The 26,432-nt window shown below is 36.1% G+C and carries 16 protein-coding genes; 4 read left to right on the top strand and 12 right to left on the bottom strand.

Annotation, left to right across the window (positions count from 1 at the left end; all coding sequences use genetic code 11):
* Positions 1–159: 159 nt before the first annotated feature.
* The 3 genes from cobA to AVL50_RS04360 form a co-directional block, all read right to left on the bottom strand.
* A complete protein-coding gene (cobA, locus tag AVL50_RS04350) occupies positions 160–936 on the bottom strand; it encodes a uroporphyrinogen-III C-methyltransferase (RefSeq protein WP_062615259.1) in 777 nt (258 codons plus the stop codon).
* An 81-nt stretch (positions 937–1,017) separates the two neighbouring features.
* Positions 1,018–3,135 (bottom strand): HEPN domain-containing protein, encoded by a 2,118-nt coding sequence (locus tag AVL50_RS04355; RefSeq protein ID WP_062615260.1) that lies wholly within the window; start codon positions 3,133–3,135, stop codon positions 1,018–1,020.
* A 332-nt stretch (positions 3,136–3,467) separates the two neighbouring features.
* Complete coding sequence (locus AVL50_RS04360) at positions 3,468–5,747, bottom strand: NADP-dependent malic enzyme (protein ID WP_062615261.1); 2,280 nt, start codon at positions 5,745–5,747, stop codon at positions 3,468–3,470.
* Positions 5,748–6,022: 275 nt separating this feature from the next.
* Between AVL50_RS04360 and AVL50_RS04365 the strand changes: the two genes are divergently transcribed.
* Positions 6,023–6,556 (top strand): NUDIX hydrolase, encoded by a 534-nt coding sequence (locus AVL50_RS04365; RefSeq protein ID WP_062615262.1) that lies wholly within the window; start codon positions 6,023–6,025, stop codon positions 6,554–6,556.
* Positions 6,557–6,565: 9 nt separating this feature from the next.
* Here AVL50_RS04365 and AVL50_RS04370 read toward each other — a convergent pair whose 3' ends face one another.
* Positions 6,566–7,423, bottom strand: a complete 858-nt coding sequence (locus tag AVL50_RS04370) for a histidinol-phosphatase (RefSeq protein WP_062615263.1) — start codon at positions 7,421–7,423, stop codon at positions 6,566–6,568.
* 206 nt (positions 7,424–7,629) lie between these two features.
* On the opposite strand from AVL50_RS04370, the gene AVL50_RS04375 reads away from it, so the two are divergent.
* Positions 7,630–8,196, top strand: coding sequence for an NAD(P)H-dependent oxidoreductase (locus tag AVL50_RS04375; protein ID WP_062615264.1), 567 nt, complete (start codon positions 7,630–7,632; stop codon positions 8,194–8,196).
* Between the two features lie 178 nt (positions 8,197–8,374).
* Here the strand turns inward: AVL50_RS04375 and AVL50_RS04380 are convergent, their stop codons facing one another.
* Entirely contained in the window at positions 8,375–9,283 is a 909-nt protein-coding gene (locus AVL50_RS04380) for a lysylphosphatidylglycerol synthase transmembrane domain-containing protein (RefSeq protein WP_062615265.1), read from the bottom strand.
* Positions 9,277–10,653, bottom strand: a complete 1,377-nt coding sequence (locus AVL50_RS04385) for a YfcC family protein (RefSeq protein ID WP_062615266.1) — start codon at positions 10,651–10,653, stop codon at positions 9,277–9,279. Before AVL50_RS04385 ends, AVL50_RS04380 begins: the two co-directional genes overlap by 7 nt.
* 137 nt (positions 10,654–10,790) lie before the next feature.
* Here AVL50_RS04385 and AVL50_RS04390 point away from each other — a divergent pair, with 137 nt between their 5' ends.
* Complete coding sequence (locus AVL50_RS04390) at positions 10,791–13,361, top strand: hypothetical protein (protein ID WP_062615267.1); 2,571 nt, start codon at positions 10,791–10,793, stop codon at positions 13,359–13,361.
* Positions 13,362–13,363: 2 nt separating this feature from the next.
* Positions 13,364–15,064, top strand: a complete 1,701-nt coding sequence (locus AVL50_RS04395; RefSeq protein ID WP_044204288.1) for a hypothetical protein — start codon at positions 13,364–13,366, stop codon at positions 15,062–15,064.
* A gap of 216 nt (positions 15,065–15,280) precedes the next feature.
* On the opposite strand, the gene AVL50_RS04400 is transcribed toward AVL50_RS04395, so the two are convergent.
* The 6 genes from AVL50_RS04400 to AVL50_RS04425 all read right to left on the bottom strand — a co-directional run bounded on the left by AVL50_RS04400 (position 15,281) and on the right by AVL50_RS04425 (position 26,248).
* Positions 15,281–16,966 carry a DUF6377 domain-containing protein gene (locus AVL50_RS04400; RefSeq protein ID WP_157491137.1) on the bottom strand — a complete coding sequence of 562 codons (1,686 nt, stop codon included), beginning with the start codon at positions 16,964–16,966 and terminating at the stop codon, positions 15,281–15,283.
* Positions 16,967–17,560: 594 nt separating this feature from the next.
* Positions 17,561–19,300, bottom strand: a complete 1,740-nt coding sequence (locus tag AVL50_RS04405; RefSeq protein WP_062615269.1) for a RagB/SusD family nutrient uptake outer membrane protein — start codon at positions 19,298–19,300, stop codon at positions 17,561–17,563.
* A 10-nt stretch (positions 19,301–19,310) separates the two neighbouring features.
* Positions 19,311–22,295, bottom strand: coding sequence for a TonB-dependent receptor (locus AVL50_RS04410; RefSeq protein ID WP_062615270.1), 2,985 nt, complete (start codon positions 22,293–22,295; stop codon positions 19,311–19,313).
* A 38-nt stretch (positions 22,296–22,333) separates the two neighbouring features.
* Complete coding sequence (locus AVL50_RS04415; protein WP_157491138.1) at positions 22,334–23,056, bottom strand: hypothetical protein; 723 nt, start codon at positions 23,054–23,056, stop codon at positions 22,334–22,336.
* A 172-nt stretch (positions 23,057–23,228) separates the two neighbouring features.
* Positions 23,229–25,211 carry a glycoside hydrolase family 97 protein gene (locus AVL50_RS04420; protein WP_063850534.1) on the bottom strand — a complete coding sequence of 661 codons (1,983 nt, stop codon included), beginning with the start codon at positions 25,209–25,211 and terminating at the stop codon, positions 23,229–23,231.
* 545 nt (positions 25,212–25,756) lie between these two features.
* Complete coding sequence (locus tag AVL50_RS04425; protein WP_062615428.1) at positions 25,757–26,248, bottom strand: Lrp/AsnC ligand binding domain-containing protein; 492 nt, start codon at positions 26,246–26,248, stop codon at positions 25,757–25,759.
* Positions 26,249–26,432: the final 184 nt, after the last annotated feature.

Raw genomic sequence — 26,432 nt, forward strand, 5'->3', positions numbered from 1 at the left:
TAAAAATAAAAAAAGCAGGAAACAATATCCTGCTCTCTTATTAAATAAAATGAGTCAAAACCATCAGCGGTACGCAACGACACTGTTGAACCACTAACCGATGCATGCCTCTAATTGATAAATTAAAACACACAACGCCACGTACGCACTGATCGTTTATTATGCATTGACTGTAGCGTTTACCACTACATCTGAAAGTCTATTTGGATATTTGGCGTGATGCCTAACCACATCACCTACCACAATTACTGCAGGAGACCCTAAATTGTCTCTTCTCATAATATCAGCGATATCATGAACATGACCTATACCTATTCTCTCTTCAGGAGTGGAAGCATTTTGGATAATGGCTACAGGTGTATTTTCTTTCCCTGCCGTCTTAAAACTATCCATGATCTGATCGATCTTTTTAGTACCCATCAAGATGATTACTGTTGCTGAAGATTGAGCAGCTAATGCAATATCTTTAGAAACATCACCTTCTTTTGTTGTTCCAGTGATTACCCAAAAGCTTTGACTGTCTCCTCTTCTTGTTACAGGAATCCCTTGTAATGCAGGTGCAGCTACTGAACTACTAATCCCTGGAACTAAATTAACTCTGATACCATGTTTCTGTGCATAAAGCATTTCTTCGTGCCCTCTACCAAAAACATAAGGATCTCCTCCTTTTAAACGAACAACGTGACCTCCGCCCATCGCATGAGATACAATCAGACGATTGATTTCTTCTTGCTTGAAAGAATGCTGATCTACTCTTTTACCAACATATACTTTCTTTGCTTGGGGTGCATATTCCAAGAGTTCCTCTGAGACCAAAGCATCATACAAAACCACATCTGCTCTTCTTAGTGCCTTCATCCCTTTTACCGTAATCAAATCCGGATCTCCAATCCCTGCCCCAACAAGGGTCAATTCTGGTTGTATAGTCTTTGTCATAGTGATTCGCTTGGTGTTCGTTTGTTGATAGATTAAATGTCCCCCGACTGACATTAAAGTCAATCAGGGGTATAGTAGTATCTAGGCGTCTTCAGTCGCTAAATCCTCTTTTCTTAAGTTTGAAACGTCATTTAAGAATACTTTCGACTCTTCAATGTACTGTTTAGCAAACTCTTCTGATGGTTCGTTTTTGTTGATTCTCAATACATGATCAACAAATGAACCTTCAGCAAAATTGAACTGAGCATCATAGTGTTCTGCAAAACGGTTGATCACCGTCATGTGGCTGTTTAATTTTACCTTTTTATCTAAAAGCAACGCTTTCGCTGCATTTACATAGCTACTGTAAGCATGGTAGATCGCATCAGCAAATAAACCTTTCTTGAAGGCCTCTTCTGCCCAACCTGCTTTCTCCTCTGCTTCGAAGATCAATGTTTGAACTAAGTCAATGATTACACCTGCACACTCACCTACTGCTTTATGCAATTGGAATTTGTCTTCTTCAGTGTACCAATCCAAGTAATCTTCTGGTGTAAGATCATCCAATACTGCCAATGGCTTTAAGATATCATAGAAGTAATCTTTACCTTGACGCTTGTAATAATCTACAAAGTACTCACCCTCTGTTGAGTTTTCATCATAGTTGTCTACTACAATTCTGAAAGCATCTTCGATTCTCTTACTAGGAATCTTGATCACTTTATCTGCAATATGAGGAGTGTTTGTACTGTCAAAACCACCACCCAATAAGATTTGAGCTGCTGGTAATAACATTTTGTTCGCTTTGTTTCTCAACGAACTACCGTGAATACCAAATTGTGCAATAGTGTGTTGACCACATGCGTTTGGACATCCACTGATTTTTATTTTGAAAGTATCATCCGTCACTAAGTTAGGATATTCAACTTTTACTAAATCTTCTAAAACTCTGGCAATACCAGTACTTGATGAGATACCCAATACACAAGTATCAGTACCTGGACAAGCTGTGATATCTGCTGTAGTATCGTAACCTAGTTCTGCAAAACCGATTTTATCTAACTCATTGTAGATCGCTTTCAAATCAGCTTCACGAACGTACTTTAATAAGATACCTTGGCGGATAGTTAATCTGAAATCGTCAGCAGTGTACTTCTCAACGATTTTGATTAATTCTCTTGCTGTAGTTGTATCGAAGTTACCTAAAGTCAAACGAACTAAGATACCGTAGAAACCTTCTTGCTTTTGAGCAAATACGTTCGCTTCTTTCCACTTTTGGAATTTCGCTTCGTCCGTTACTTCTACTTCAACAGCAGCATGTTCTTGAGGAAGCACTACTGAATCCACTTTAGATCTGTCTACCCAAATCTCTTGGTTCTTCAATGATTTTCTTTCCTCTTCTGCTAAACGTAATAATTCTTCTTTACCGATATCCTGTAACAAGAACTTCATTCTTGCTTTCATTCTACGGTTACGCTCACCATGACGGTCAAATACTCTTACTAATGACTCAATGAAAGGGATTAATTTTTCCTCTTCCATAAACTCAGCAGCAGTTTCAGCGATGTAAGGCTGTGCACCTAAACCACCACCGATTAGTACTTTAAAACCTCTTCTTTCTTCACCATCAATTGTTTTTACTACCGGAATAGCTCCAACGTCATGAATAAATGCAAAAGCTGTATCTGCTTCTGATGATGAGAATGCGATTTTGAACTTACGTCCCATCTCTTGACAGATAGGATTTCTTAAGAAGTACTCAAATGTAGCGTGAGCATAAGGAGTTACGTCAAATGGCTCTTCTGCATCAATACCTGCTTTTTCTGAAGCAGTGATGTTTCTTACTGTGTTACCACAAGCCTCTCTTAATGTAACTTCGTCCTTCTCTAGCTCAGCCCATAATTGTGGAGCATCATCTAAAGAAACGTAGTGAATTTGAATATCCTGACGTGTAGTGATATGCAATTTACCATTAGAGTATGTATCAGAAACCTCACAAATACGGTTCAATTGTCTCATTGTCAATTTACCGTAAGGTATCTTAATACGAATCATTTGTACACCAGGCTGACGCTGACCATAAACACCTCTCGCTAAACGAAGGCTACGGAATTTTTCGTCATCAATATTTCCCTCATGAAACAATCTGATTTTTTTCTCTAAATCTAAGATATCCTGCTCCACTACTGGGTTTTCAAGTTCGGTTCTAAAGCTACGCATGATGAGTATATTACTAGTTTTATATCTTATTCCCTATCGATTTACTATACTAATAGTAAAAATGAAAAGACCATTATCCTATGGTCTCATGCAATTTTAAGGAGGAAAATAAATATTTCAAAAGAAAAAGGGATATTTCTTATAAATATCCCTTTTTAAGTATGTTTTCATTACAAAAAAGATAGAATCAGCCTTTTAATTATGGTGACTTGCATTACTTTTTTCAAAATGGAAAAAAGTATATAATTTACACTTATTCATCCTTTTATTGAAGAAAAATCAAGTCAGATTCCAAATCAGTTTTGTTCATCTGACTTGATTGTTATTTCAAATTAAACTTGATTTTGTGCATCAAGGTTTGCAATTGTAATCATATCCAAAATTTGCTGTACATTGGCTCCCATTTCAAGAACATGGGCTGGTTTTTTCATACCCATTACAATTGGACCAACAACAGTTGAATCAGAAACTTCTTCTAACATTTTCAATGCAATATTTGCAGATGAAAGATTAGGGAAGATCAATACGTTGGCTGATTTTTCTGCTAACTCTGAGAATGGGAAATTTGTTTTCGTTTTCTCTGGGTTCAAAGCAAAGTCAGCTTGGATATCACCATCCACTACCAAGTTAGGATTTCTTTCCTTCAAGATTTCCCTTGCTTGTCTCATCTTAGAGGCGTCATCACCTTTCTTCGATGCTCCAAAGTTAGAGTAACTTAGCAATGCAACTCTTGGCTCCAACTTAAAGAATTCTTTTACTCTCTTAGTCACAGCTTCAGTGATCTCTACAATTTCTTGTTTTGTAGGGTTCTCGATCATCGTTGTATCTGCGAAGAATAATGGTCCTTTGTTGGTCAATACCATATACATTGTAGCTACCGGCTTGTCATCTACAGTACCGATTACACGAAGTGAAGGAGCTAATGATGAAATATAGTTACGGTGAATACCTGCAATCATTGCGTCAGCATCTCCTTGTTCTACCATCATTGAAGCAAAATAACTACGCTTACTCATCAAGTCGTGAGCCTCATACAATGTTGTACCCATTCTTTGACGTTTCGCGTAGAACTTCTGACCGTATTCTTCACGCTTCTCTTTACTGTCGTCCGATCTTGGATTTAGAATCTCTGCATTCATCAATTCATCCAATTCCAATGCTTCAATCATCGCTTTAATTCTCGAACGGCGTCCTAATAAGATTGGCTCAATGATACCTTCATCCATGGCAATACGCGCTGCTCTCAATACATGCGGATTATCTGCTTCAGCAAATACTACACGCTTGCAAGCATTTTTGGCTTTCACACCTAAACGACGCATAATGTCATTACCAGTACCCATTCTCTGGATCAGCTCTTCTTTGTAAGCCTCCATATCATCAATAGTAGCTTGAGCTACACCACTGTCCATAGCGGCTTGAGCAACTGCTGGTGCTACTGTTGTCAATAAACGAGTATCTAATGGTTTTGGAATAAAGTAGTCTCTACCAAAAATCAAACGGTCTACATTGTAAGCTTGAGTTACTGCTTCAGGCACTGGCTCTTTCGCCAATTCTGCAATCGCTCTTACACAAGCTAACTTCATCTCCTCATTAATTTCAGTCGCTCTAACGTCTAAAGCACCTCTGAAAATATAAGGGAAACCTAATACGTTGTTCACTTGGTTAGGATGATCTGAACGACCTGTCGCCATCATTACATCATCTCTAGTGCTCATCGCTAAATCGTATGCGATTTCTGGTGTTGGGTTTGCCAATGCAAAAACGATAGGGTTATCAGCCATCGATTTCAACATCTCAGCAGTCATCACATTTCCTTTAGACAATCCTAAGAAAACGTCTGCACCTACTAATGCTTCTTCTAAATTGTGAACATCGATGTCAGTAGCTAAATCTAATTTGTTACCCGTTAAGCCTTCTCTGTCTTTACGGATTACGCCTCTACTGTCACAAACAATGGCATTCTCTCTTTGAACTCCTAATTCAAAGAATATATTAATACATGATACTGCCGATGCACCTGCACCTGACACTACCACTTTCAAATCTTTTAAATCTTTACCAATAATCTCTGCCGCATTCAATAAAGCAGCACCTGAAATGATAGCTGTACCATGCTGATCATCGTGCATGACAGGAATGTTCATTTCCTTCTTTAAAGTCTGCTCGATCTCAAAACAATCTGGTGCTTTGATATCCTCAAGGTTGATACCACCGAAAGTTGGCTCTAACGTTTTACACGCTTCAATAAATTTCTTTGGGTCTCTGGCATCTAATTCAATATCAAAAACGTCGATACCTGCAAAGATTTTGAATAATACACCTTTACCTTCCATTACAGGTTTAGAGGCTTCAGGACCAATATCACCTAAACCTAAAACGGCTGTACCATTGGAAACTACTCCCACTAAGTTACCCTTAGCTGTATATTTATAAACATCTTCTTTTCTTTCAGCAATTTCCAAACATGGATCAGCCACACCTGGAGAATAAGCTAAAGAAAGGTCACGTTGTGTTTTGGTCTTTTTAGTTGGTATTACTTCAATTTTACCCGGAATAGGCTGTTCATGGTACTCTAATGAGTCCTTTTTACGTATTACGTTTTTAGACATACCTGATTACTTTATGTTTTGTGTAATTAGTACTTAGAAATAATGATCGATTATTAAATGCTACGAAAACTTATATCGTGGTACTTTGTTTAATTTAATGAGTGTCTATAATCGAAGTCAAAAGTAGTTACTTTCGTTTGGATTAAAAATTAGTTTTCTTTATTCTGTAAAGTTTTTTATAATTTAGAGTAAGTTTGGCTTCTCCCATTGAAGAAAATTGGGAACCAAACCAACACTCAAGTCAAATTCAGTCTTAATTAATCATACATCAAACTATGAAATTCTGTAGCAATTGCGGTAATGGAGATTTAGAATATATTATTCCAGAAGGGGATCATAAGCACCGCTATTACTGCCCAAATTGTGATACTATACATTATCAAAACCCAAGAATCATAGCGGGATGCGTTCCTATGTATGAAGGGAAAGTATTATTAGCGAAAAGAGCTATTGAACCGCGTTATGGTTTCTGGAACCTTCCTGCGGGATTTTTAGAAAACGGTGAAAGCCCTGAAGATGGTGCTTTGAGAGAACTGTTTGAGGAAACAGGTGCCAAAGGTGAAGTCAACCGCTTGCATACGGTATTTTCACTTCCTAATTTTAATCAGGTATACCTTTTATTCTTAGTGGATTTAACTTCAGAGGAATATGAAGCCTCTACTTCTGAAAGTTTGGAAGTACGCTTTTTTGAGCTGGATGAAATTCCATGGAAGGAGATCGCTTTTGAATCTTCTACATTTGCTTTAGAAAGCTACATTGCTTCACCTTCCAAGGAAAAAGTGAATCTAGGTCAATTTGTAAAATACTAACCAAGTATATTAAGGCAGGTAAACGCCTTTTTCATCAAATGGGAAAGGTTGCCATTCTCCGTCCCATAGTACATGCATGGTCTTGAACCCTATTTCTTTAAGTTGTAATGCTGTCTCTGCAAAACCTTTGGTAATTTCTGCAGTAGTATGAGCATCAGAGCTTAAGGTAATAGGTATATTTTTTTCTAGTACTTTTTCTAAAATCCACGGACTAGGATAAAGCTGTGAATAGCCTTTGTAAAAACCTCTAGTATTCACTTCTACAATAATGTTTTTGGCTTTGATAACTTCAAGGTATTTTTCAATTAATTCCTGATACCATTCTTCGCTTTCCTCAAACCATTTTCCCGTAGAGTTGTGCATTTTCATTTTATCCAAATGCCCTAATACTGTTGGTGTATCCTCTTCAATCATTTTGATATTTAGGTCCACATATCTTTGGAAGGCCCTTTTTATACTTCCTCCAAAAATCTCCTGCAATCCTTTATCATAATGCGTTTTTGTATAGTCAATCTCCCAATAATTGCCATCTTCAAACTGATTGACATAGTGCACTGACCCCACTGAATAATCTAATTCTCTAAAATTATGCACACCACATTTTCCTTCAATATAATCCACTTCTAAACCAGCATAAATCTGAATTTGATCCTTGTATTTTTCTTTCAGGCGTTCAATTTCAGCTAAATACTCCCTGTATTTTTCCATTTTCATATTCCATGTAGAAGGAAAAGGAACTGGAGAATGCGTAGAGAATCCATAAGATTTCACATTCTGTTCAATAGCTGCAGTTATATAGTCTTCCAAGGGGGATTTTCCATCATCATAAAAAGTATGGCTGTGGAAATTTGTCCATGAGGGTTTCATATTCAATGGTTTATAAATTTTGATAATAGTTTCACTCAAAATATTTCTGAAACACTTCTTAATATAATTTCCATTTGGGAATATGCCATAGTAATATCTTATTTTTTTATAGTCCTGATTGAAGATTTATTGTTAAGGTTTTTGCGTCATCCATCCATTTTTAATACAATACAAATAACCTAATTACTAATGAATCACCTAAAGCCATGAATATCTTAGTTGTATTTGCACACCCAAACTATAACCAATCCATTATAAACAGGAGGTTTGTTGAAGAGATCAAAAAAATATGTGCTATTGATTTCCATCCACTTAATGAACTATACCCTGATGGAAAAATTGATATTCCCTTTGAGAAAAATGCATTACTAAGAGCGGATAGAGTGGTTTTTCAATTCCCTTTACATTGGTATAATGTTACTCCTATTTTAAAGAAATATGTAGAAAATGTATTAGAACATGGTTTTGCTTATGGCTTGGATGGTGATAAACTTAAAGGGAAAGAATTTCTGACAGCAGTTACTGTTGGAGGCCCTGAAGAAGCTTACAGCAGATCAAGTGCAAATAGCTTTACCATGGATGATTTTATTAAACCTTTTGAACAGACAGCAATGTTAACAGGAATGAATTTCAGAAAAACATACGCGGTTTATAATGCGCTTACTTTAGGTAGAGAAAATAATGAATCAAAGTTAGCTCAATTAGCTAAAGAATTTATCCATCATATCACTGACCCGTACTTGGACCCCAGTATGAAACGCAATGTATCTTAGAGCATATTTAGAATATATATTTTAATAGTCAAAATTTTCCATTTTAGGTTATGAGGCAATTAAATTTCTGAGAAAATAGAGAATCTATAATTGATAAAATTAATAAACTTACGTTCTGAAAGGACAAATTTTTACTAAAAGAAATGTTTCAAACATGTTCTTAAAGATATTAAAGTGATTATAATTTCCATCGTATTCCTAATCCAATTAGGGAAGGAAAAAGGATATTGATACCCCAGATCATCAACGCTGAGACTAAAGCTGTATTGGGGTCCAAACTGAAATATTCAAAAATATACAAGGTAGATAGTTCTCTGATACCTAAATCTAAAAATCCACCAAGATTTGGAGAAATAGTCTTTATAAGGAAAATCACTGGCACTACAAAAAAGAGAAGCTGAAAGGAGATTGATGTATCAATAGCGTGGATAACACATACAAACTGAATCGTAAACACACCGTAACGTACAAAGCCTAACGTTAAAGTGGCAATTAATAGTTTTAAGGTGTATTCTTTCAAAAGTAAAAAATACCGCTGGAGGAAGTTTATGACAATCTTATTCCGGTAAAGTTTTTTGAGGAAAAAAAAGAATATAGTACCTCCCAGAATTAAACCTCCAATAAGTAAATTTTCATGCTGCAACTGGATAATATGGTTTCTTAAAAACCACATAGTACATGGAATTCCAATCCAAAAGGTGTGTATTCCTTGCGTCAATTGACTGACAAATAATGCTCCTATCGATTGGTTTCTGTCTACTGTTTTGGGAATAGCCCAGTACCTACCTAAAGCACTTCCTACTGTTTTGCCTGCAAGAAAAGATGCTCCTAAACCAGATAGAACACCTAATAACGCTCTCAATAAAGACACATTAAAAAGTGGTCTTAGCAATATTTGCCACCTTTTAGACTCCAACAGCCAATTCAAAGGCATTAAAAAACAGGCTAAAACAAGAAAGTACGGTGATTGAATACTTACTTTTTCCCATGGGGAATGACTATAAAACTGATAGAAAGCAAATAAAGCAAAAAGTATTGCTACACCTTTGAGACTGTGATTTAATACTTTCTGATACTTCTCTACCATATTCCCAGATACATTGGACCTAATAATAAAATTCCTGCTACTACCATTAATATAGCAAGAAGTGGTCCCATCCATTTCACCCAAACTTCATAAGGAATCTTTGCGATGGAAAGCACCCCCATTGTCACTCCACTTGTTGGAATAATCAGGTTCGTTAGCCCATCTCCAAATTGGAAAGCCAATACGGCAATTTGACGTGAAATTCCTAATAGATCACTCAGTGGTGCCATAATAGGCATCGTCAACGCTGCTTGTCCACTACCTGAAGGCAAGAAAGTATTTAGAAAGCTTTGGAATACAAACATGGCTTCAATTGAGGCTACTTTTGGTAATCCGTTGACTGCTGTGGCAATGCCGTGTAATACGGTATCAATAATTTTTCCATCAGAAGCAATAATCAAAATACCTTTACAAAATGCCACCACTAATGCGGCTGTCATCATTTCTTTGGCACCTTTTACAAAACCACCACTCATTTTATCCATGTTCACTCCACAAACCAGACATGAAATCACGCCAATAGCAAAGAATAAGCCTCCAATTTCAACCATGTACCATTTATACTTTGCTACTCCAATAACCAATGTAATTATACCTAATGCAAAAAGAAATAAAACCAGCATTCTCTGCCAGGTAAAGCTTACTTTCTCAGCACTCTTCAAATCTTCATCAGAACCTACACTTTCAGGCATTAGACTTTTGGAAGGGTCAGCTGAAATCATCAATACATAACGCATAATATAAGCAACTCCGATAGCTGTAAATACGCCCCAGATAAAAATCCTATACTGCCACCCACTAAACAATGGCACCTCTGCAATAGCCTGTGCAATTCCAATGGTAAATGGATTACTCACTGCTCCTGCAAATCCTACTCCAGCACCTACAAACGGAATTGCAACTCCCACAATTGGGTCTAATTTCATTGCTTTTGCCATTGGTATTGTAACCAAAATAAAGACTAGTACCTCTTCAGACATACCAAACGTAGCACCTGCAATAGAGAAAATGACTGTAATAAAAGGAATAATGATTTTTTTATATAAAGCATGCTTATTACTCCAGTTTACTAGACCTTGTAAACCTGCTTCAATGGCTCCCGTCACATTCATCATTCCAAAAGCTCCTCCCACTATAAAAATAAACGCAATGATTTCTGAAGCAGAAATAAATCCTTTTAGAGGTGCCGTGAAAAATGAAGCAATACCTTGAGGAGAAGCCGCTACTTTTTGATAAGATCCGGGCACTAAAATATTTCTACCATTAAGCAGCTCTCTACTATACTCTCCTGCTGGTATAAGCCATGTTAGACCAATAAAAATTAATAGGATAACAGAGGCAATGACTAATGTATCTGGAAGTTTTTTCATTAGGAATAGGTTTCAAGTCGATAAGAATACAAACTTATCGAACACAGAGTAAACAAACTAAAAAAAATCACTTTTATTAATGCGTAACATTGACTATTTTTCAAGAATAAATAAAAATTACAATTACATATTTTAAAATGAAAATTAAAGAATTAGATGAAATTTTTGACGATTATGAAAGTTACAAAGCATTAGGAGAAGATAGTTATATAATTGGTGCTCAGCACCCTCAGAATTTTAAGCAGCATAAAAAATTTATAATTCCTTTATTTTATTTCGATGGTGAAGATTGGTTTAAATTAGATATCAATAAATTAGGTGAATCCATATTTCTGGCAAGTGCACCCTATACATTAACAACTGATTTTAAGTTAGAGGAATTAATAAAAGTTAAAGGCGTACGTCCTAATAAACAGCTCACGGATGACGATGAGCACAATAAGGAACACTCTTTAACGAAGCATATCACACATGCAGACCGCTTAAGCGTACTTTCTGAAGATCAATTATTAGAAATTTTCCCTGGTGAGATTGACTTTGAATTACATCTGTTTCATCCAGACAAACATTATTATGACATCATCAACGAGGTGTATGTCGCTCAGGAACGTAAATTTTTCGTAGAATCTAAAGATGGATTAATTTACGGTCCTTTTGTAGGTGTTAAAACGAGTACTGAAGCCAAAGCAATACGCTTATCAGCTACAGGTGTTCGTAAAAGTGTAGAAGCTTATAACCTACCATCAGAAGCTTTTCTGGAATTCAATATGCCGGAGGAAGGACTAAAACGTAAGTTAGTCCGAAGCACGCATGATATTGAATACTACATTGAAGATACCGTTGACTTTATCAGCCGACAAGATTTATTCAAATGGGCTGAAGAGCAATTGAATAAAAAGCAATCGTTAGAAGTAGCCGATAAAGTTTGGAAAGCAATCTCAAAAGATAATGCCATTCACTCTTTTCAAGAACGTTATCAACGTTTGGAGAAGCTTTTCCAAAAACCGCAGGAGAACCTGCAGTATCTTCAACAATTCGTTACTTCTTTAGCTGAAAATGACTTTTTTAAAGCCAGTCTTGATTCTCTCCAAAATGAAAAATTGGAATTAGACAATGCTGTTGCTCAACAAAAAAGGGAACGAGATCTTGTAAGAAGAGAAACGGGGCGTTTGCAGGAAGAAATGCAAGACCTTGAAGAAGGCATTAATAATTTGAAAGCCAATGAGCAGAAAATTAGAGAGAGTCTTCAGAAGGAGAGAGAGTTCGCCATCAACAAAGAAATTGAAGAAGGCTTATCCAAATTGGAAAAAGTACGTGAAGAACTTTCTGACCGTGCTGAAGCGATTGAATTGGCCCACAATTTCGACAACCTTGCACGTATCAATGAAGAAATTGATAATGCCAAGGAGATCAAACATAATTTAGAAATCTCAATTTCAGCCTTAAAAGAAGAGTTTGTAAAAGCTCAAGAAGATGCCGATACAGCGCTGAAGAATTTATTGAAAACCAAAATGCAATTGGACGTTTTCAGTAATGGTTCTGCCAATTCAAAGAAGAACACTCCAGCAATTGAAGTATTGGACATCAAGGACTATAGAATTGAGAAACCAACTGCGATTACGACACTAAAGGAGTTATCGCAAAAGCTTCATAAGCGATTGGGACGTTTGGGAAGAAGTTATCCAGACCACTTCATTGCCAACTTACTGATCTCCATGCATCAAAACTCTTTAACGTTGCTTTGGGGCCCTCCAGGTTCTGGTAAAACGTCATTGGGTCGATACATGATCCAATCACTTACAAAAGCAGATCGTTACTCGGAGATTTCTGTCGCTAGAGGTTGGTCTTCACAAAAAGACATCATTGGTTTTGCCAATCCACTTTCAAAACGTTTTCAGAGAGCAAATACCGATTTGTATGACCTCTTAAAGCAGTTGGACGGAGAATTCAATAATTCTACTTACTTACAATCTCCAATGTCTTATTGTCTATTGGATGAAGCGAATCTTAGCCCTATTGAACATTATTGGGCTTCATTCTATTCGCTGACGGACTCTAAAGCACAATTAGACAAGGGTTTAAAGATTTCATTGGGTAATAATGAATCGATTGAGTATGCCAATAACTTACGTTTCTTAGGCACATTGAATTTAGATTCTACAACGGAGCAAATCTCTCCACGATTATTGGACCGTTGTCATATCATTAGATTGGATCTTCCAAGAAGTAATATGCCTTTGATCGGGTCCGAAATTATAATGCCTGAACCTTTTGAAATTCCATTTGACAACATTCGTTCATTGTTTGAGTTAAAAGATTTCAAACAAGAATTAGCTCCTGATCAATTAGAATTTATTGATACAGAACTAGAGGAACGTTTCGAGCAAATTGCTTCAGAATTAAGAAATTTAGGTATTCAGATTAGTTTACGTACTCGAAAAGCAGTCATTGAATACTGTAATTTGGCTCACTCTGCGATGAATGAGCAATTCAGACCATTGGATTATTGCTTAGCTCAAAGAGTATTCACAAGAATTAATCTTCAAGGTGCTGAATCGAGAGAAGGTATTAAGGCTTTATTAGAAATTGTAAAGAGCTTTGCTTTAAAAGATTCACACGCTGAATGGACCTTACAGAAAATGTTGGAAAGAGGCGGTAAAGAAGGCTTCAACCATCACTTCTACAATTATTTCTCAATAGATGGATAAATATGGAGTTCAAAATTTTTCATATTCGAAAAGATAGTGCTCCACCTTACAATACAGAAAGAGAAGAGGTGCTCCCAATCGACGGTTTCCACGTCGTTTTGGAGCATCATTTCTATGAACTAGAATTTCATTATTTCGAACTGCCTGTCAGTACAGATGTTTTTATTGATGAAATTGAGGTCGATAAATCCCTTATCACCAACGACGAGCAAATCGGCATCGTCAAAGTAGGGTTAGGGCAACATTTCTCCAACCAATTAGGACATGCTACAGTAAAGATAGATCAAGATTCTTTTCAAGTTCGAGTAGATGCTTCTAAATTGAGTAGTGAGGACGCAGAAGGCATGATTACTTACCTTTATCGTAAGAATAAATCATTGATCCTCCAGCTTTTCACAAAAGAAGAAGTAGGTGGAGAAAAGAACAATTCCACTATTAGTATGACTAGACTTTCTCCTTTGGAGAAGTTTATCAACGAGATGGAAAACATTCTGCCAGCCTTAGCACATAGCCCAAGATACAGTACTATTCAAGACCGTGAAATCCAAGATTTTGCTACCGCAAATATTGATGAGCAAAGTATTGATTGGCTGTTAGAACATCTTGATGAATTGTATTTTGATGATTCATTAAAAGATCATCCTGACGCTATTGAGATTGATGGGCAATATACTGTTATAGACAGAATTGATGCTCCAGTAATTAAAATGGAGTATGCAACTTATGAAAATGAGTGCATTCTAGGAGGTTTCTATTGGGCGCGAAAACTTGTCGATGACCTCATTAGTCATATTGAAAGAATCAATGGGCAGAAAAGCCTTATTCAGAATGAAGGAAGCGGATACGCCACTTTTGAATCGGCTCAAGTGATCATTAATGCTCAGGCCATTGAGGACGCACAAGACATTAGAACGAGGTTGTACAGACTGGAAAGGAAATACATGCAACTTTTCCCCAATACAACACCTAATGTTCACCCTCCCCTTTTGACCAAGCGTTTTAGTTCAGTGAATGTCTATTCCAATATCTTCTTGAATCTACTTCAAGTTTATAATCTTAAGTTAGATACTCAAAACGATACGGGAGCCGTTAAAACTTCCTTTCTGGATCAAATTTACGAGCTGTATACTTATTATCAGTTGTATGATGCGTTATTGGAATGCTTCAAGGATTTTAATTATAAACTGGAAATAAGCGACACTGAGGAAGGCGAATTTATCCCTAAGCGTGTTTCCATACAGCCTATCAATGGTAAATGGCAAATGAACTTGCTCTATCAACCACAAATTGGTAGAGAACCGGGAGATACACACTTGGTATTGCATGGGAAACCACATCGAGATAGCTTCTACTATACGCCTGACTTTGTATTGGAATACTGCGATCCTCACCTATCATTGCGATATGGTATTTTGGATGCCAAATACAAGATGGCTAAAACGGTACTGGAACAAGATCTTAAGGAATCCTCTTTCAAATATTATACTTGTGTAAGGGTAATTGGAGAAAAAAGGGACCATCAGAAACCAGATTTCTTATGGCTGATTTGTCCTAATGCATGCTATGGTCGTCCTGTATGGACCATGAATTATGATGATAATTTCTTACCGATTATCGGTATAGTAATGAATAATGCAGAGAGCAATGATCCAATCAAGCAAAGTATCAAGAAGATGATGCGAGAGTGGAATGTAGGAATTTAATTTCAAAACAATTGTTCTTCAAACATAATTAAGGGTTAGACTACCATTTTAGTCTAACCCTTAATTATTTCATACTTTGTTATAAGTAGTACTTTTCGTTAACTTTCAATCAGTCTTTCTACAAGTATTGATAGGATCTACTTTCAAAGTTTCTTCATCTTCATTTTTTCCTAAAATCACAAATAAAAAGCCTGATATAGAGTGTAATTATTTTCATTAGATCGATGAGATATTCATCAACTGCTCTTCAAAGTCTTTTACATCAGATGGAATTTTTGCTTTGATACGATTTCTGTAAGCGTAAATCGTATTTTTTGTCAGACCTAATATATTGGCTACCCTGTCAGTATCTGAGATGCCTAAACGCATCAGTGCAAAAACACGAAGTTCTGGCGTTAATTTCTTCTCTTTAGTAGAACCAAAGCCACCTTTATCATTGGTTATTTTCTCAAGGTCTTTGATAAAAGTGGGGTACAAATCCAGAAACAGTTCATCGAAATTTTGATAAAAAAGGTCTCTTTGTTTCTTCGGTTTAAAAGCCTTAATAAGATCATCAATTTTAGTATATTTCTTTTGAACTAATAAACTACCTACCGTATAATGGAAGTAATCTAGCTGTTCAAAAAACTGGGCACTGATTTCAAAAAACCGCTTGACATACATCTCCCTTAAACTATTGGCATTTTGAAGCTGAACATTGATTTCTTCTAACTGTTCATTCTTCTTATTCAATAGCTTTTGGTTTTCTTTAATCTGCTGATTATTTGTCTCTAGCTCCAAGTTCTGTTTTTTCATCAACTTCTGAGAGCTTTGAATCTGACGGTTTCTTTTATTTAATCTTACTGTTTGTAAGAAAAGTGATGAAATGAAAATGGAGAGAATCACGATCAGACTAAACCATATCATTTCTTTTTTCTGATGTAAATTTTCGATTTGTGCTTCAATAATGGGAAGAAAGCTATTGATTTGTGAAATACGCTGACGGGCACCATATTGTCGTGCATTTCTCAATGCCATTTGCATAAAGTGATCTGCCAATTCTAATTCTTTCCTATCAAAAAATAAAACCGCTAAGGCCTGATCTGATATTGCTTCATAAGTACATGAGCGGATATCATAAATAGCACTTTGCTGTAGCTCTAATATTCTTGCTTCATTGTCTTCCAACAACCAAGATTTACTAGCGTGGGTCATGGCTAATTCATGCAAAGTCACTTTATCTTCATGGATAATTCGATCGTAGATGGCAATTGCACTGTCTAATTTTCCTCTCCGTGCAAAGTTCGACGCTTTGGTGAATAAATAGGTAAACGAGTCTTCATCGGCATATTTCAAAACCGAATCTCCATAAATCATCCCCTGTTCATAGTACTTCCAATAATATTCCTCGTATTCATTATACTCCGCTACATCAAAACTTAAACGATTTTTTAATGTGTAATACTTCACAATATATTCTCGTTTAATTAGTGTGTGAGGAGCAATATTTTTCAAAATTTTCTCCGTCTCAAGAAATATTCCCAGAGAAATTAAAACTTCAGCCTTGCTAAGTTGTGCCTCCAATTTTAATTGAGGATCATCCTGTTGATTGGCCGTTTCTATTAAGACATTGGCTTGTGCCAAAGCTTCTTCCCCTTTATAAGAAATAAGCAATTCTAAAATTTGTCCTTGAGTTTGAAAAGCACGCTGATACTGTTTTGTCTCTAAAAAATTATCCGCTTTTTCTCTTAATCGTTTGAGTTGATCATCTCTTTGCTGATCATAGATATATCGACGTTCTTGCTCTTTTTCTAATTCCTCTAGTTTCTTCTCAATCTTAGGTGTGATGCTTCCCCACACCTTTGAAAAAGGATTCATCAATAAAAAATAGAACATTAGAGAAAGTAAATAAAAATGCTTCATCGATTGATCGGATTCATTTACAACATATAGCTTTTATAAGCACTAATACAAAGATAGCTTGTTTCTGAAGACAATAAATATTTCCATTTAAATACACTGTAAACTAAGCTTTCGTTTACTTTCAAACGGTCATTCTACATGATTTTATAGGAACTACTTTCAAACTTCCTTCTTCTTCATTTTTGTCTTAACACAAAAACGAAGAAAAAAAGTCAAGGCTTTGAAGTCAAAAGCTAAATTCCATTCCTCTCGCCTAAATGATTTTAAACTCGCTAAAGCTCAAACAAAAAAATCATTTTTAACGGCTCAATACATGAAATTCTTAACGCTTTTCCCTCCAAGGCCGGGGTAGAACTACCAAACTAAAAAAGAAGTAATTCCACTGGCTCGAATATTTAGTGCAAGCATCGTTCGTGTCCTATAAATCATCAGAAAGATTCGAATTTCTAATCGAAAACGTAGTTTAAAGGATAAAAAATAATTTTAAAAAAAAGGCGATACAGTTGGCAAATTGCCAACTGTATTACTTGCCTATTGTCAACGTTACTGTTTTATTTAAAAATCGTCAGCTGTATTATTTTTGAGGAATAAATACTAATAACCATCTTTCTGTGATAAACTTGGGTTTGTTGACAAAACTCTTAGTGGGTAAGGATATACACTATATTTATTTTCAGAAGTTTCTTTATCCCACCAGCTACTTTCTGTAAACTTTCCGAAACGGATCAAGTCTGTTCTCCTTCTTTTTTCTGCTAGGAATTCCATACCCCAAACTTTTAACATATCTCCCATATCCATGGTTTGATACCCATGAAGAGTAGCATTAAAAGTTTCGAAGTTTCGCTCCAATACTGTGTTTACTAAATTGGCAGCTTCACTTCCATTTCCAGTTCTAATATGGCATTCCGCTAACATAAAGTAAGCTTCCGCAATTCTCATTTCTGGGTAATCTGCATTCATATAACCTTCTGTAAATGTAGCTGGATAAATAGGACGTTTTACTAATCTGTAACCTGAGTTTTCCTCTCCCAAATCAGTAGCACTTTCACTTAAACCTTCTGAAGCTCTACATACAAAGTCCACAAATACTAATGGAGATCCATTATATTCATTAGAAGCCATTGAAGTATTTCCTGTAATTGGAGACTGCTGTAATCCCATCAAAAACATTCCTTGAATTTGCTGGTAATCTTTACTGCCAATTGCCCCCTCAAAATCAAAACCTCTTTTTCTTAAATCATCAGCATGATAATTTTCAAAAGGCGTTCCCAATCCTTTTTCAAAAGAAAGATTAGCTAAACTACTTGGATCATAATCTGCAGTTGGATCAAAATCTCCATCATAATCAGTACCTGAAACAGGAGCTACTTTTGAAGGCTGTAAGCCTAAACCGTTGGCGGGTGTCCCTAATGAACCAAAATAAGCCGGCGAGTCATAATGATATAATCTCCAATAACTTTGAGCATCCCCTGTATTTTCAAAAGTTTTAGGGAAACCAAAAACAATTTCACGACTGTTTGTTGCATTATCAAAAGCAAAAGGAGCATAAAAAGTATCATCTAATTCAAAAGAACCGTACATCCCATTGATCAAATTTTGGGAAGTCTCCGCACAACGATCATACATTGCATTTCCTGTCCATGTTTCAGCATTTAAATAATACCTCGCCAATAACATCGCCGCCGCCGCTCTGTTCAATCGACCTCTTGTCTCTGCATAAGTTCCAACAGGCATACTATCAATATTATCTTCTACTTCATTCAAAGCCCAAGTAAACACTTCTACTCTTGGTGATTCATCTGGAATCGTTCCTTCAACAGATGTACTGATTGGCACATCTCCCCATAAACTGATAATATGGAAATAGAAAAGAGCACGTAAGATTTTCATTTCTGCAATATGTGCTTGACGATCTTCTTCCGTCAAACCATCTCCAATTTCCTCATAATCCAACATTTCAAGATCTTTGATCATGTTGTTACAATGCGATACTCCTGCAAATAAACTGTTCCAACCTGCATAGAGCTCAGGCTCATCAGCCGTCCACTCATGACGGTGATAACGTAAAAAACGTCCTTGATCAAACCAATGTGATCCTTTTGCTGCAATAACTAGGTGATCAGCCGAAAGCTCTTCTAATAAAAGTAATGTTTCATCTGAACTAAACGCCCAAGAGGCGTGCTCATAAACCCTCAACAAAGCCGCTTTTACTTGTGTTTTATTTTCATAATAATCTTCAGGTCGTACTTGACTGAATGGTTCTTCGGTTAGATCTGTACACGAAGAAAAGAATGTTAAGGTGGCTAAAAATAATAATATATAAGATGTTTTCATGGTCCGTATTTTATAAGGTCATATTAAGCATTAGTGAATAAGTAGCAGTACGCGGATAGAAACTATTTCCATCTATACCTGGTGTTAATCCTGAATTCCAAACCTCTGGATCAAGTCCTGTATAGTTTGTAATTGTCAAGATATTTTGAGCAGATGCACTTATTCTCAACCTTTTAATTGGAGATGATTCTTGTAATGGGAAATTGTAACCTAGACTGATGTTGTCCAGTTTTAAGTAATCTCCTTTTTCGAGGTAATAATCAGAATAGAAAACGACATCATTAATATGCTCATGGGTAGTTAATGCGGTCTCCAATTGATTAAAACCATTGAGATTGGCTTTATTGGCATAGAACATTTCTTTTTGATTTAGAATATCAAAACCTAATTCTCCTCTAAAAAAGAAACTAAAGTCCCATTGCTTATAACTGAAATTACTTCCAAAACCTAGGTTAGTAGTTGGCAATCCATTACCAATATATTGTCTATCTTCAGTGGTAGGGTCTGTGGTTAACTCTCCATCTTGAGTAAAAAATAACCATTCTCCTTCAGGAGTAAATCCTGCATTTCTATATCCATAAAATGATCCTACTCTTCTTCCTTCCTCTAACCTCATCGCATCGTTGAGGAATGCTGTTGAACCACTTAACCCATACAAATCTATGTACCCTGCCTGATAATACTCATTCGATAATTTAGTCAATTCATTATCCAGGAAACTAATATTAAAGTAAGCATTCCATTTGAAATTCTTTTTACGAACCACTTCAGCATTTAAGCCTAATTCAATACCCGAATTGCTCATTGAACCTACGTTCGTGAAAATAGTAGGGTGAATATTTGGAGGAGTTGGGGCATCATAAGTAAATAACAAATCATCTGTAATTCGTTTATATACATCCAAAGTTCCGCTTAATCTTTCATCAAAAAGTGTAAAGTCCAAACCAACGTTCCATTCCGACTTACGTTCCCAACCAAGATTAGGGTTAGTATTTTGCCCAGGGCCATAACCTGTAATCCATTTTCCTGTTTCCACATCATAATAGCGTCCAAAAGAGCTCATAGTGGTAATTGAACGATAGTTACCAAAATCCTGATTACCTGTTACTCCATAACCTGCTCTAATTTTCAGCTCATCTATCATATCAATATCTTTCAAGAAATTCTCTTGTGAAATTCTCCAACCCGCTGAAACTGCTGGGAACAAACCCCACTTATTATCATCTCCAAAACGAGTTGATCCTTCATAACGAGCACTCACTGATAATAGGTATTTGTTGTCAAAAGCATAATTTGCTCGTCCAAAGAAACCAATCAAACGGCTACTTTCTCTAAAACTCCCCATACCTGCACGACCTTCTTTTAAAAGGTTTCCACTTCCAATATCCCACCACTTGGTATGGTCAAAAACAAAATCGCCGTTACTCACTGAAATATTTTCATAAGAAAAATCTTGATAACTATAACCGCCTAATACATCAAAGTTGTGTTTGTTATTGGTAAGCAATTTGTATTTCAAGGTGAGATCTAACGTACGGTTTTGACTGAAATGATCTGTTCTGCTCGCTCTACCTGCTACTTGATCACTGATCGATTGTCTTGCATCAGAATCGAGATACTCATTGTACTTTTTAATGTCTCTGGTTACGGCACCAAAAACGGAAGCTTCTAACCCTTCAAAGAATTCATAGCTCACACGTCCACTTGCTAAAAGGTAAGACTGTTGCTCTGTTTTTTCTAATTGATTCTGCTTTGCCACTGGATTAAAATGTCCGTATGCTCCAATTGGATCATAGTATTTTGTTGGATCATCAGGGTCCATTACTGGAAAAGTAGGGTTACGTACAATGGATTGTTCAAAGATATCATTATCCATAAAGCGAGCGTCAACTACAGTATTTTGCAAGTCAGCTTGAATTTTCAGTCTGTTATTCAACGCTTTATGATTAATACTCACTTTTCCGCCATATTCTTGCCTTCCTGTATTCTCTACAATAGGTGTTGCATCTCTAAGAAAGCCTGAAGCTCTATAACTAAACTGGTTATTTCCACCTGATAAAGATAAATTATGATATTGTGTAACAGGTGTTTGAATCAATTCATCAAACCATTTTGTATCGTAACCTAAATCAGGACTAGAAGTAATTGTTCCATCTTCAATTAATGCTCTAAATTGAGATGCCGAAATCGCTTCTGGACGATTTGTAATGTATTCAGATTGTACACTTCCTGTATAAGAAAGTTCTGAATAACCTTCTTTATTTTGAGCTCTTTTGGTAGTGATCAAAATCACACCGTTTGTTCCTCTTGTACCATAAATAGCAGCAGCTGAACCATCTTTTAATACTTCAATCGATTCAATTTCATCTTGAGATAATAATTTCATATCAGCCCCTGGCACTCCATCAATAATAACCAAAGGTGCCGTTCCTGCACTTACGGATGAAACCCCTCTAAGTTGGATCGAAGCAGATGAGTTGGGATCGTTACCATTTCCCCTACTAATTGATAATCCTGGAACTTTACCCTGTATTAATTGTGCAGCAGAAGTCACTACGCCTTGCTGGAAATCTTCCTGTTTAACAGACGCTACAGAAGAGGTAATATCTTCTTTTCTCATGGTTCCATATCCCACAACGACAACCTCCGAAAGTTGCTCTAACGATTGTTGCATTTGAATCGTCAATGGTTTATTTCCTACAATTTGAATGACTTGTGCTTTATAACCGATAAAAGAAACAATAATGTTTTCCCCTTCCTCAATGAGCAGTTCGAACCCTCCATTGAAACCTGTAATTGTTCCAACAGATGTTCCTTCAATCTTGACGTTCACACCAGGAAGAGGAGTCCCAGTCTCATCCAAAACTGTCCCCTCCACTTTTATCTTATCTTGAGAAGAGGAATTATCTAATGTGCTTTGGGCTAAAGTGCTATTCCATCCAATAGAAAGTACTAACCAAAGCAATGTGAATAGTTGGTATTTTTTGTAATTCATTTCTTAAAAAGTAAATAAGTAATAAAACATCCTTGAGTTTATTCGATGATAGAAAGAGAGAACTCAAGAGTTTCGTCATTAAAAGTATAAGTGTAGCTACCTGATGTTGTTACTTCAAAGGAAGCATTAGGAGCTCCTCCTGTAGTTAATTCTAAGGTTCCATTAGTACCTACACTATTTCCCCAATCGTTACCGCTCCAATCTCCCGAATTGGCGATTTTGTAACCATACGTTGTACCAGCTTCTAATGGAACACCAGAAACTTCCCAAGTATGATCACCTACTAAAGTGAGTGGATTATTATTTCCCCAGCCATTAAAATCACCTTTGAGGTATAGTTCTGTCTCGTTCGCTTCAAAAGCCAATTCGACATATTCTTTAATTTTAAAATTGCTGTGGAATTCTTGTGTGTAGTCTTGAGCACTAACTACTTTAAGATTGATCTGATAAGAGCCCACGGGAAGTATCCCGATATTTTCAGTATAAGTCCAAGCCAATTGTTCTGGAATTGCTTCTTGTTCCATCACTTGAGTATCATCATCAAGATGAACTAACTCAAAAGAAACATTTTTCAACATTGCTTGATCTTCTGCTGCTAACGAGATGGTGACATCCTCATTATCAAAAAAACTGGCTCCACTTTCGGGAGATACTACCTTAGCAGAAAAGGTAATAAGGTTTACTTCATATGGGTTTTCACACCCAAAAAGGGCACAAAAAACCGGCATCAGTAAAACTAGAAATAAGTGATTACGTTGCATGAATAGATTGATTAAACAATAAAAAAATAAATAGTACGCTTTCCTTTCTTGTGAAAAGGTTTTTAGTGGAAAGTACTAGGACTCATTGGCCAATGGCCCTAATTGGATGTATAGAGAGCAATGAATGTTACATTAATCCAATAGAGTCCTAATACTTTTTCATTTCAATATCTTATCTGTTGATTTGCTCTAAGCGAATGGCTGTTCCCCCTCCAGGGGCTAATGAAAGTTGAACAGTATCTCCTTTCTTCACCATTTTATTTGATATGCGATAATTGTAGGGTTCAAATTCCCAATCTGCATTTTCACCATCTTCAAAATGCGTCATTTGATACATCTTTCCTTCTTCCAAGAAATCTAACTGTATTGTCAACTCTCTTGAATTTTCATTTGTAATACTCCCTATATACCAATTGGGTGTATCCATATCTTTTCTTGCGACTGTATAATACTCTCCAATAGAAGCATTCAGTACTTTTGATTCTTCCCAATTGACCGGAACATGTGTGATAAATTGGAACATTTCTGGGAATTCTTCATAATGTTTTGGTAGATCACAAGCCATCTGAACGGGCGAGTACATTGTCACATACAAAGCCAATTGTTTAGCTAATGTTGTACTGACTCTACTTGGGTATCCTTCTTCTCTATAAGTTCCGTCAAACGTCATTCGGAATGCTCCAGGTGTAAAATCAATTGGCCCTGCCAATCCTCTTGTAAAAGGTAAAATCACGGTATGTTCCGGAGGGTTAGAAGGGTAAGCCCATGCATTATACTCTTGACCTCTCACTCCTTCACGTGCTAAGAAGTGCGGGTAAGTTCGGCGTAAACCTGTTGCTTTGATTGGCTCATGAGCAATAATTGCTACTTTATATTTTGCCCCCAAGTCTACTACTCTTTGATAATGATTCACCATCCACTGTCCGTGATGATATTCCCCATTATCAATTTTACCAACGTACCCAGTTTTTACAGCCTTAATCCCTAATCGATGATACAGTTTAAAAGCTTCCTCCATTTGAGGTTCATATTGATAAGCAACCTTACCTCCTGTCTCATGATGGCCAATCAGTGTCATCCCATTTTCTTGAGCATAACGCTGTACTTCTTCAATATCAAAATCATCATAAGCTTCAGTGAAATTCCAGTTATCCCACTTTTCCCAACCGATATTCCAACCTTCGACTAATAAACCTTCAAAACCGTTTTTAGAAGCAAAATCAATATACTCTTTGGCGTATTCTGTTGTTGCACCGTGCTTTTCATCTTTTTTCCATCCACGAGTATTTAAGTGCATATCCCACCAAATTCCCATGTATCTCATCGGCTGAATCCAATCCGTTTCTTTCAATACGTTGGGCTTATTCAAGTTTAATACCATTGTAGATTCCACCAAATCTCCAGCATTATCACCAATAATAACTGTTCTCCAAGGTGAAATTAAATCCCCGTCTTTTTTGACTTTAATTCCATCAGCCCAAGGCACTAAGTCACAATCAACTCCTTGACCGTTGTTTTTTAAAGTCATGGATGCGTAATCAATCAAAGCCGCCTCGTGAATTGAAACATGAACACCCGAATTCAATTCCATAGTCATCGGTGTATGAGCTGAATCCACTTCACTTAACTGTGTCTTTTGATAAAGCAATTCATACGAATCATAATCAGCATGAATCCACCAAGTTACTGGATTTTCAGGTAGATTGAAGTCTGTTTTCTCATCCAATAAATCAAGATGTTTCCCTTCATCATTTAAGACCTTGTAACGGAAGGATACTCCATCATTAAATATTCTGAATTCTAATACCAATTTATCTTTATTCTTTGTCAGTGCATTCCATTGTGCTTCATGATAATTATTCACCACTTCTTTTTGCTCACCCCAAATCATTTCCCATTTCTCATTTACTGAGTTAGTAGAAACTTGTTTGACTTGCTTAAACTGGCTTAGATCAAATTGCTTAAATGTTAAACCAAGTGATGATTTTGTAATAAGAGTTTCTCCCTCTCTTTTAATTTCATAAAATAGTTTTCCTCCAGTAAATATTACTTTTACTTCATTCTTGTTATCAGGAGAATTCAGCACCCATTCTTTTGCGGAAGCTGAAAAACAAAAACTCAAAGCTAAAAGAAATACTAGTCCAATTCTTTTCATTTTCTTCAATCGCTCATTTAGTAGACCTTCTGTCTTTTAGAGGTAGAACTGTCAAGTATTTTGCTCTTTCCAAAAGACATTTAATTATGTGTCAAAGGTACGATTGAAGACTCCAGAAATGATAGCTCTCACGATTTGATCAACCTAAAAGTATAGAAAAATAAATATATAAAACATTAAATATGAGGATGTTACAAATAAATACATATAGATAATGTATAAACTCAGAAAGGCTAGATTATTGAATCTTTATAGAGATTTTTAAGTTAAAACGCCCCTTTTTTTGAATCTGAGTGAAGAATCTCACCGAGTTATCTCTATAAAGTGGATGTAATTCTATGGCTAGATAAAACGAGGAATGTATCAATTGAGGAGAACTTCACTTTTTGGGAAAATGATATGCCTGATCGATCTGTTCTATAAATACAGGTGCAATAGGGAAAAAGAACAAAAAAATAAGAGTCAAAATAAAATACAGTAAATTAATTCTGCCTTTTATTTTAACTCTTGATTTTTTCCAATTAGGTCTAATTCAAAAAAGATCGCTATACGATTTCTTCAGTCATATCAGACTCATCAAACGCTAATGGTCTGTTGAATTTCTCTTCTAGAGAGATGAAAGTTTCTGTTCTTGTAATCCCGTTGATGCTTTGAATTTTATCATGCAACACCTGACGAAGATGATTTGTATCGCGACAAGCGATTCTAACAAAAATACTCCAATCTCCAGTAGTATAGTGTAAGTTTAAGATTTCTGGAATCTTAGCCAAATCCTCACACACCTGTTCGTATAGACTACTCTTTTCTAAATATATGCCTAGGAAGGACGTGATATCATACCCTAATTTTGAAAAATCAAGGTCCAAAGTTGATCCTTTGACGATACCCATCTTCTCCATTTTTTTCATTCTCACGTGCACCGTACCACCCGAAACGAAGATTCTTTCTGCTATTTCAGTATAAGGAGTCTTCGCATCTTTCAGCAATTCGGACAGAATTTTAATATCCACGTGGTCAATCTCAGGTATTTTTTCCATTAGTTCTGCCATTTTATTAAATCCACTTCATTAATAACCCAAATTTATTACAATTATTGAAAATATGGATTAATAACTTTAAAAAGATTTCAAATTTTTGAAATATACACTAAATTTGTAGTTCAAATACAGAAAAGCTACGTCGAATTAGATGAAAATTCTAATACAGACAGCAGAGGTGTAA

Source organism: Flammeovirga sp. SJP92 (assembly GCF_001583495.1).
Lineage (GTDB): Bacteria > Bacteroidota > Bacteroidia > Cytophagales > Flammeovirgaceae > Flammeovirga.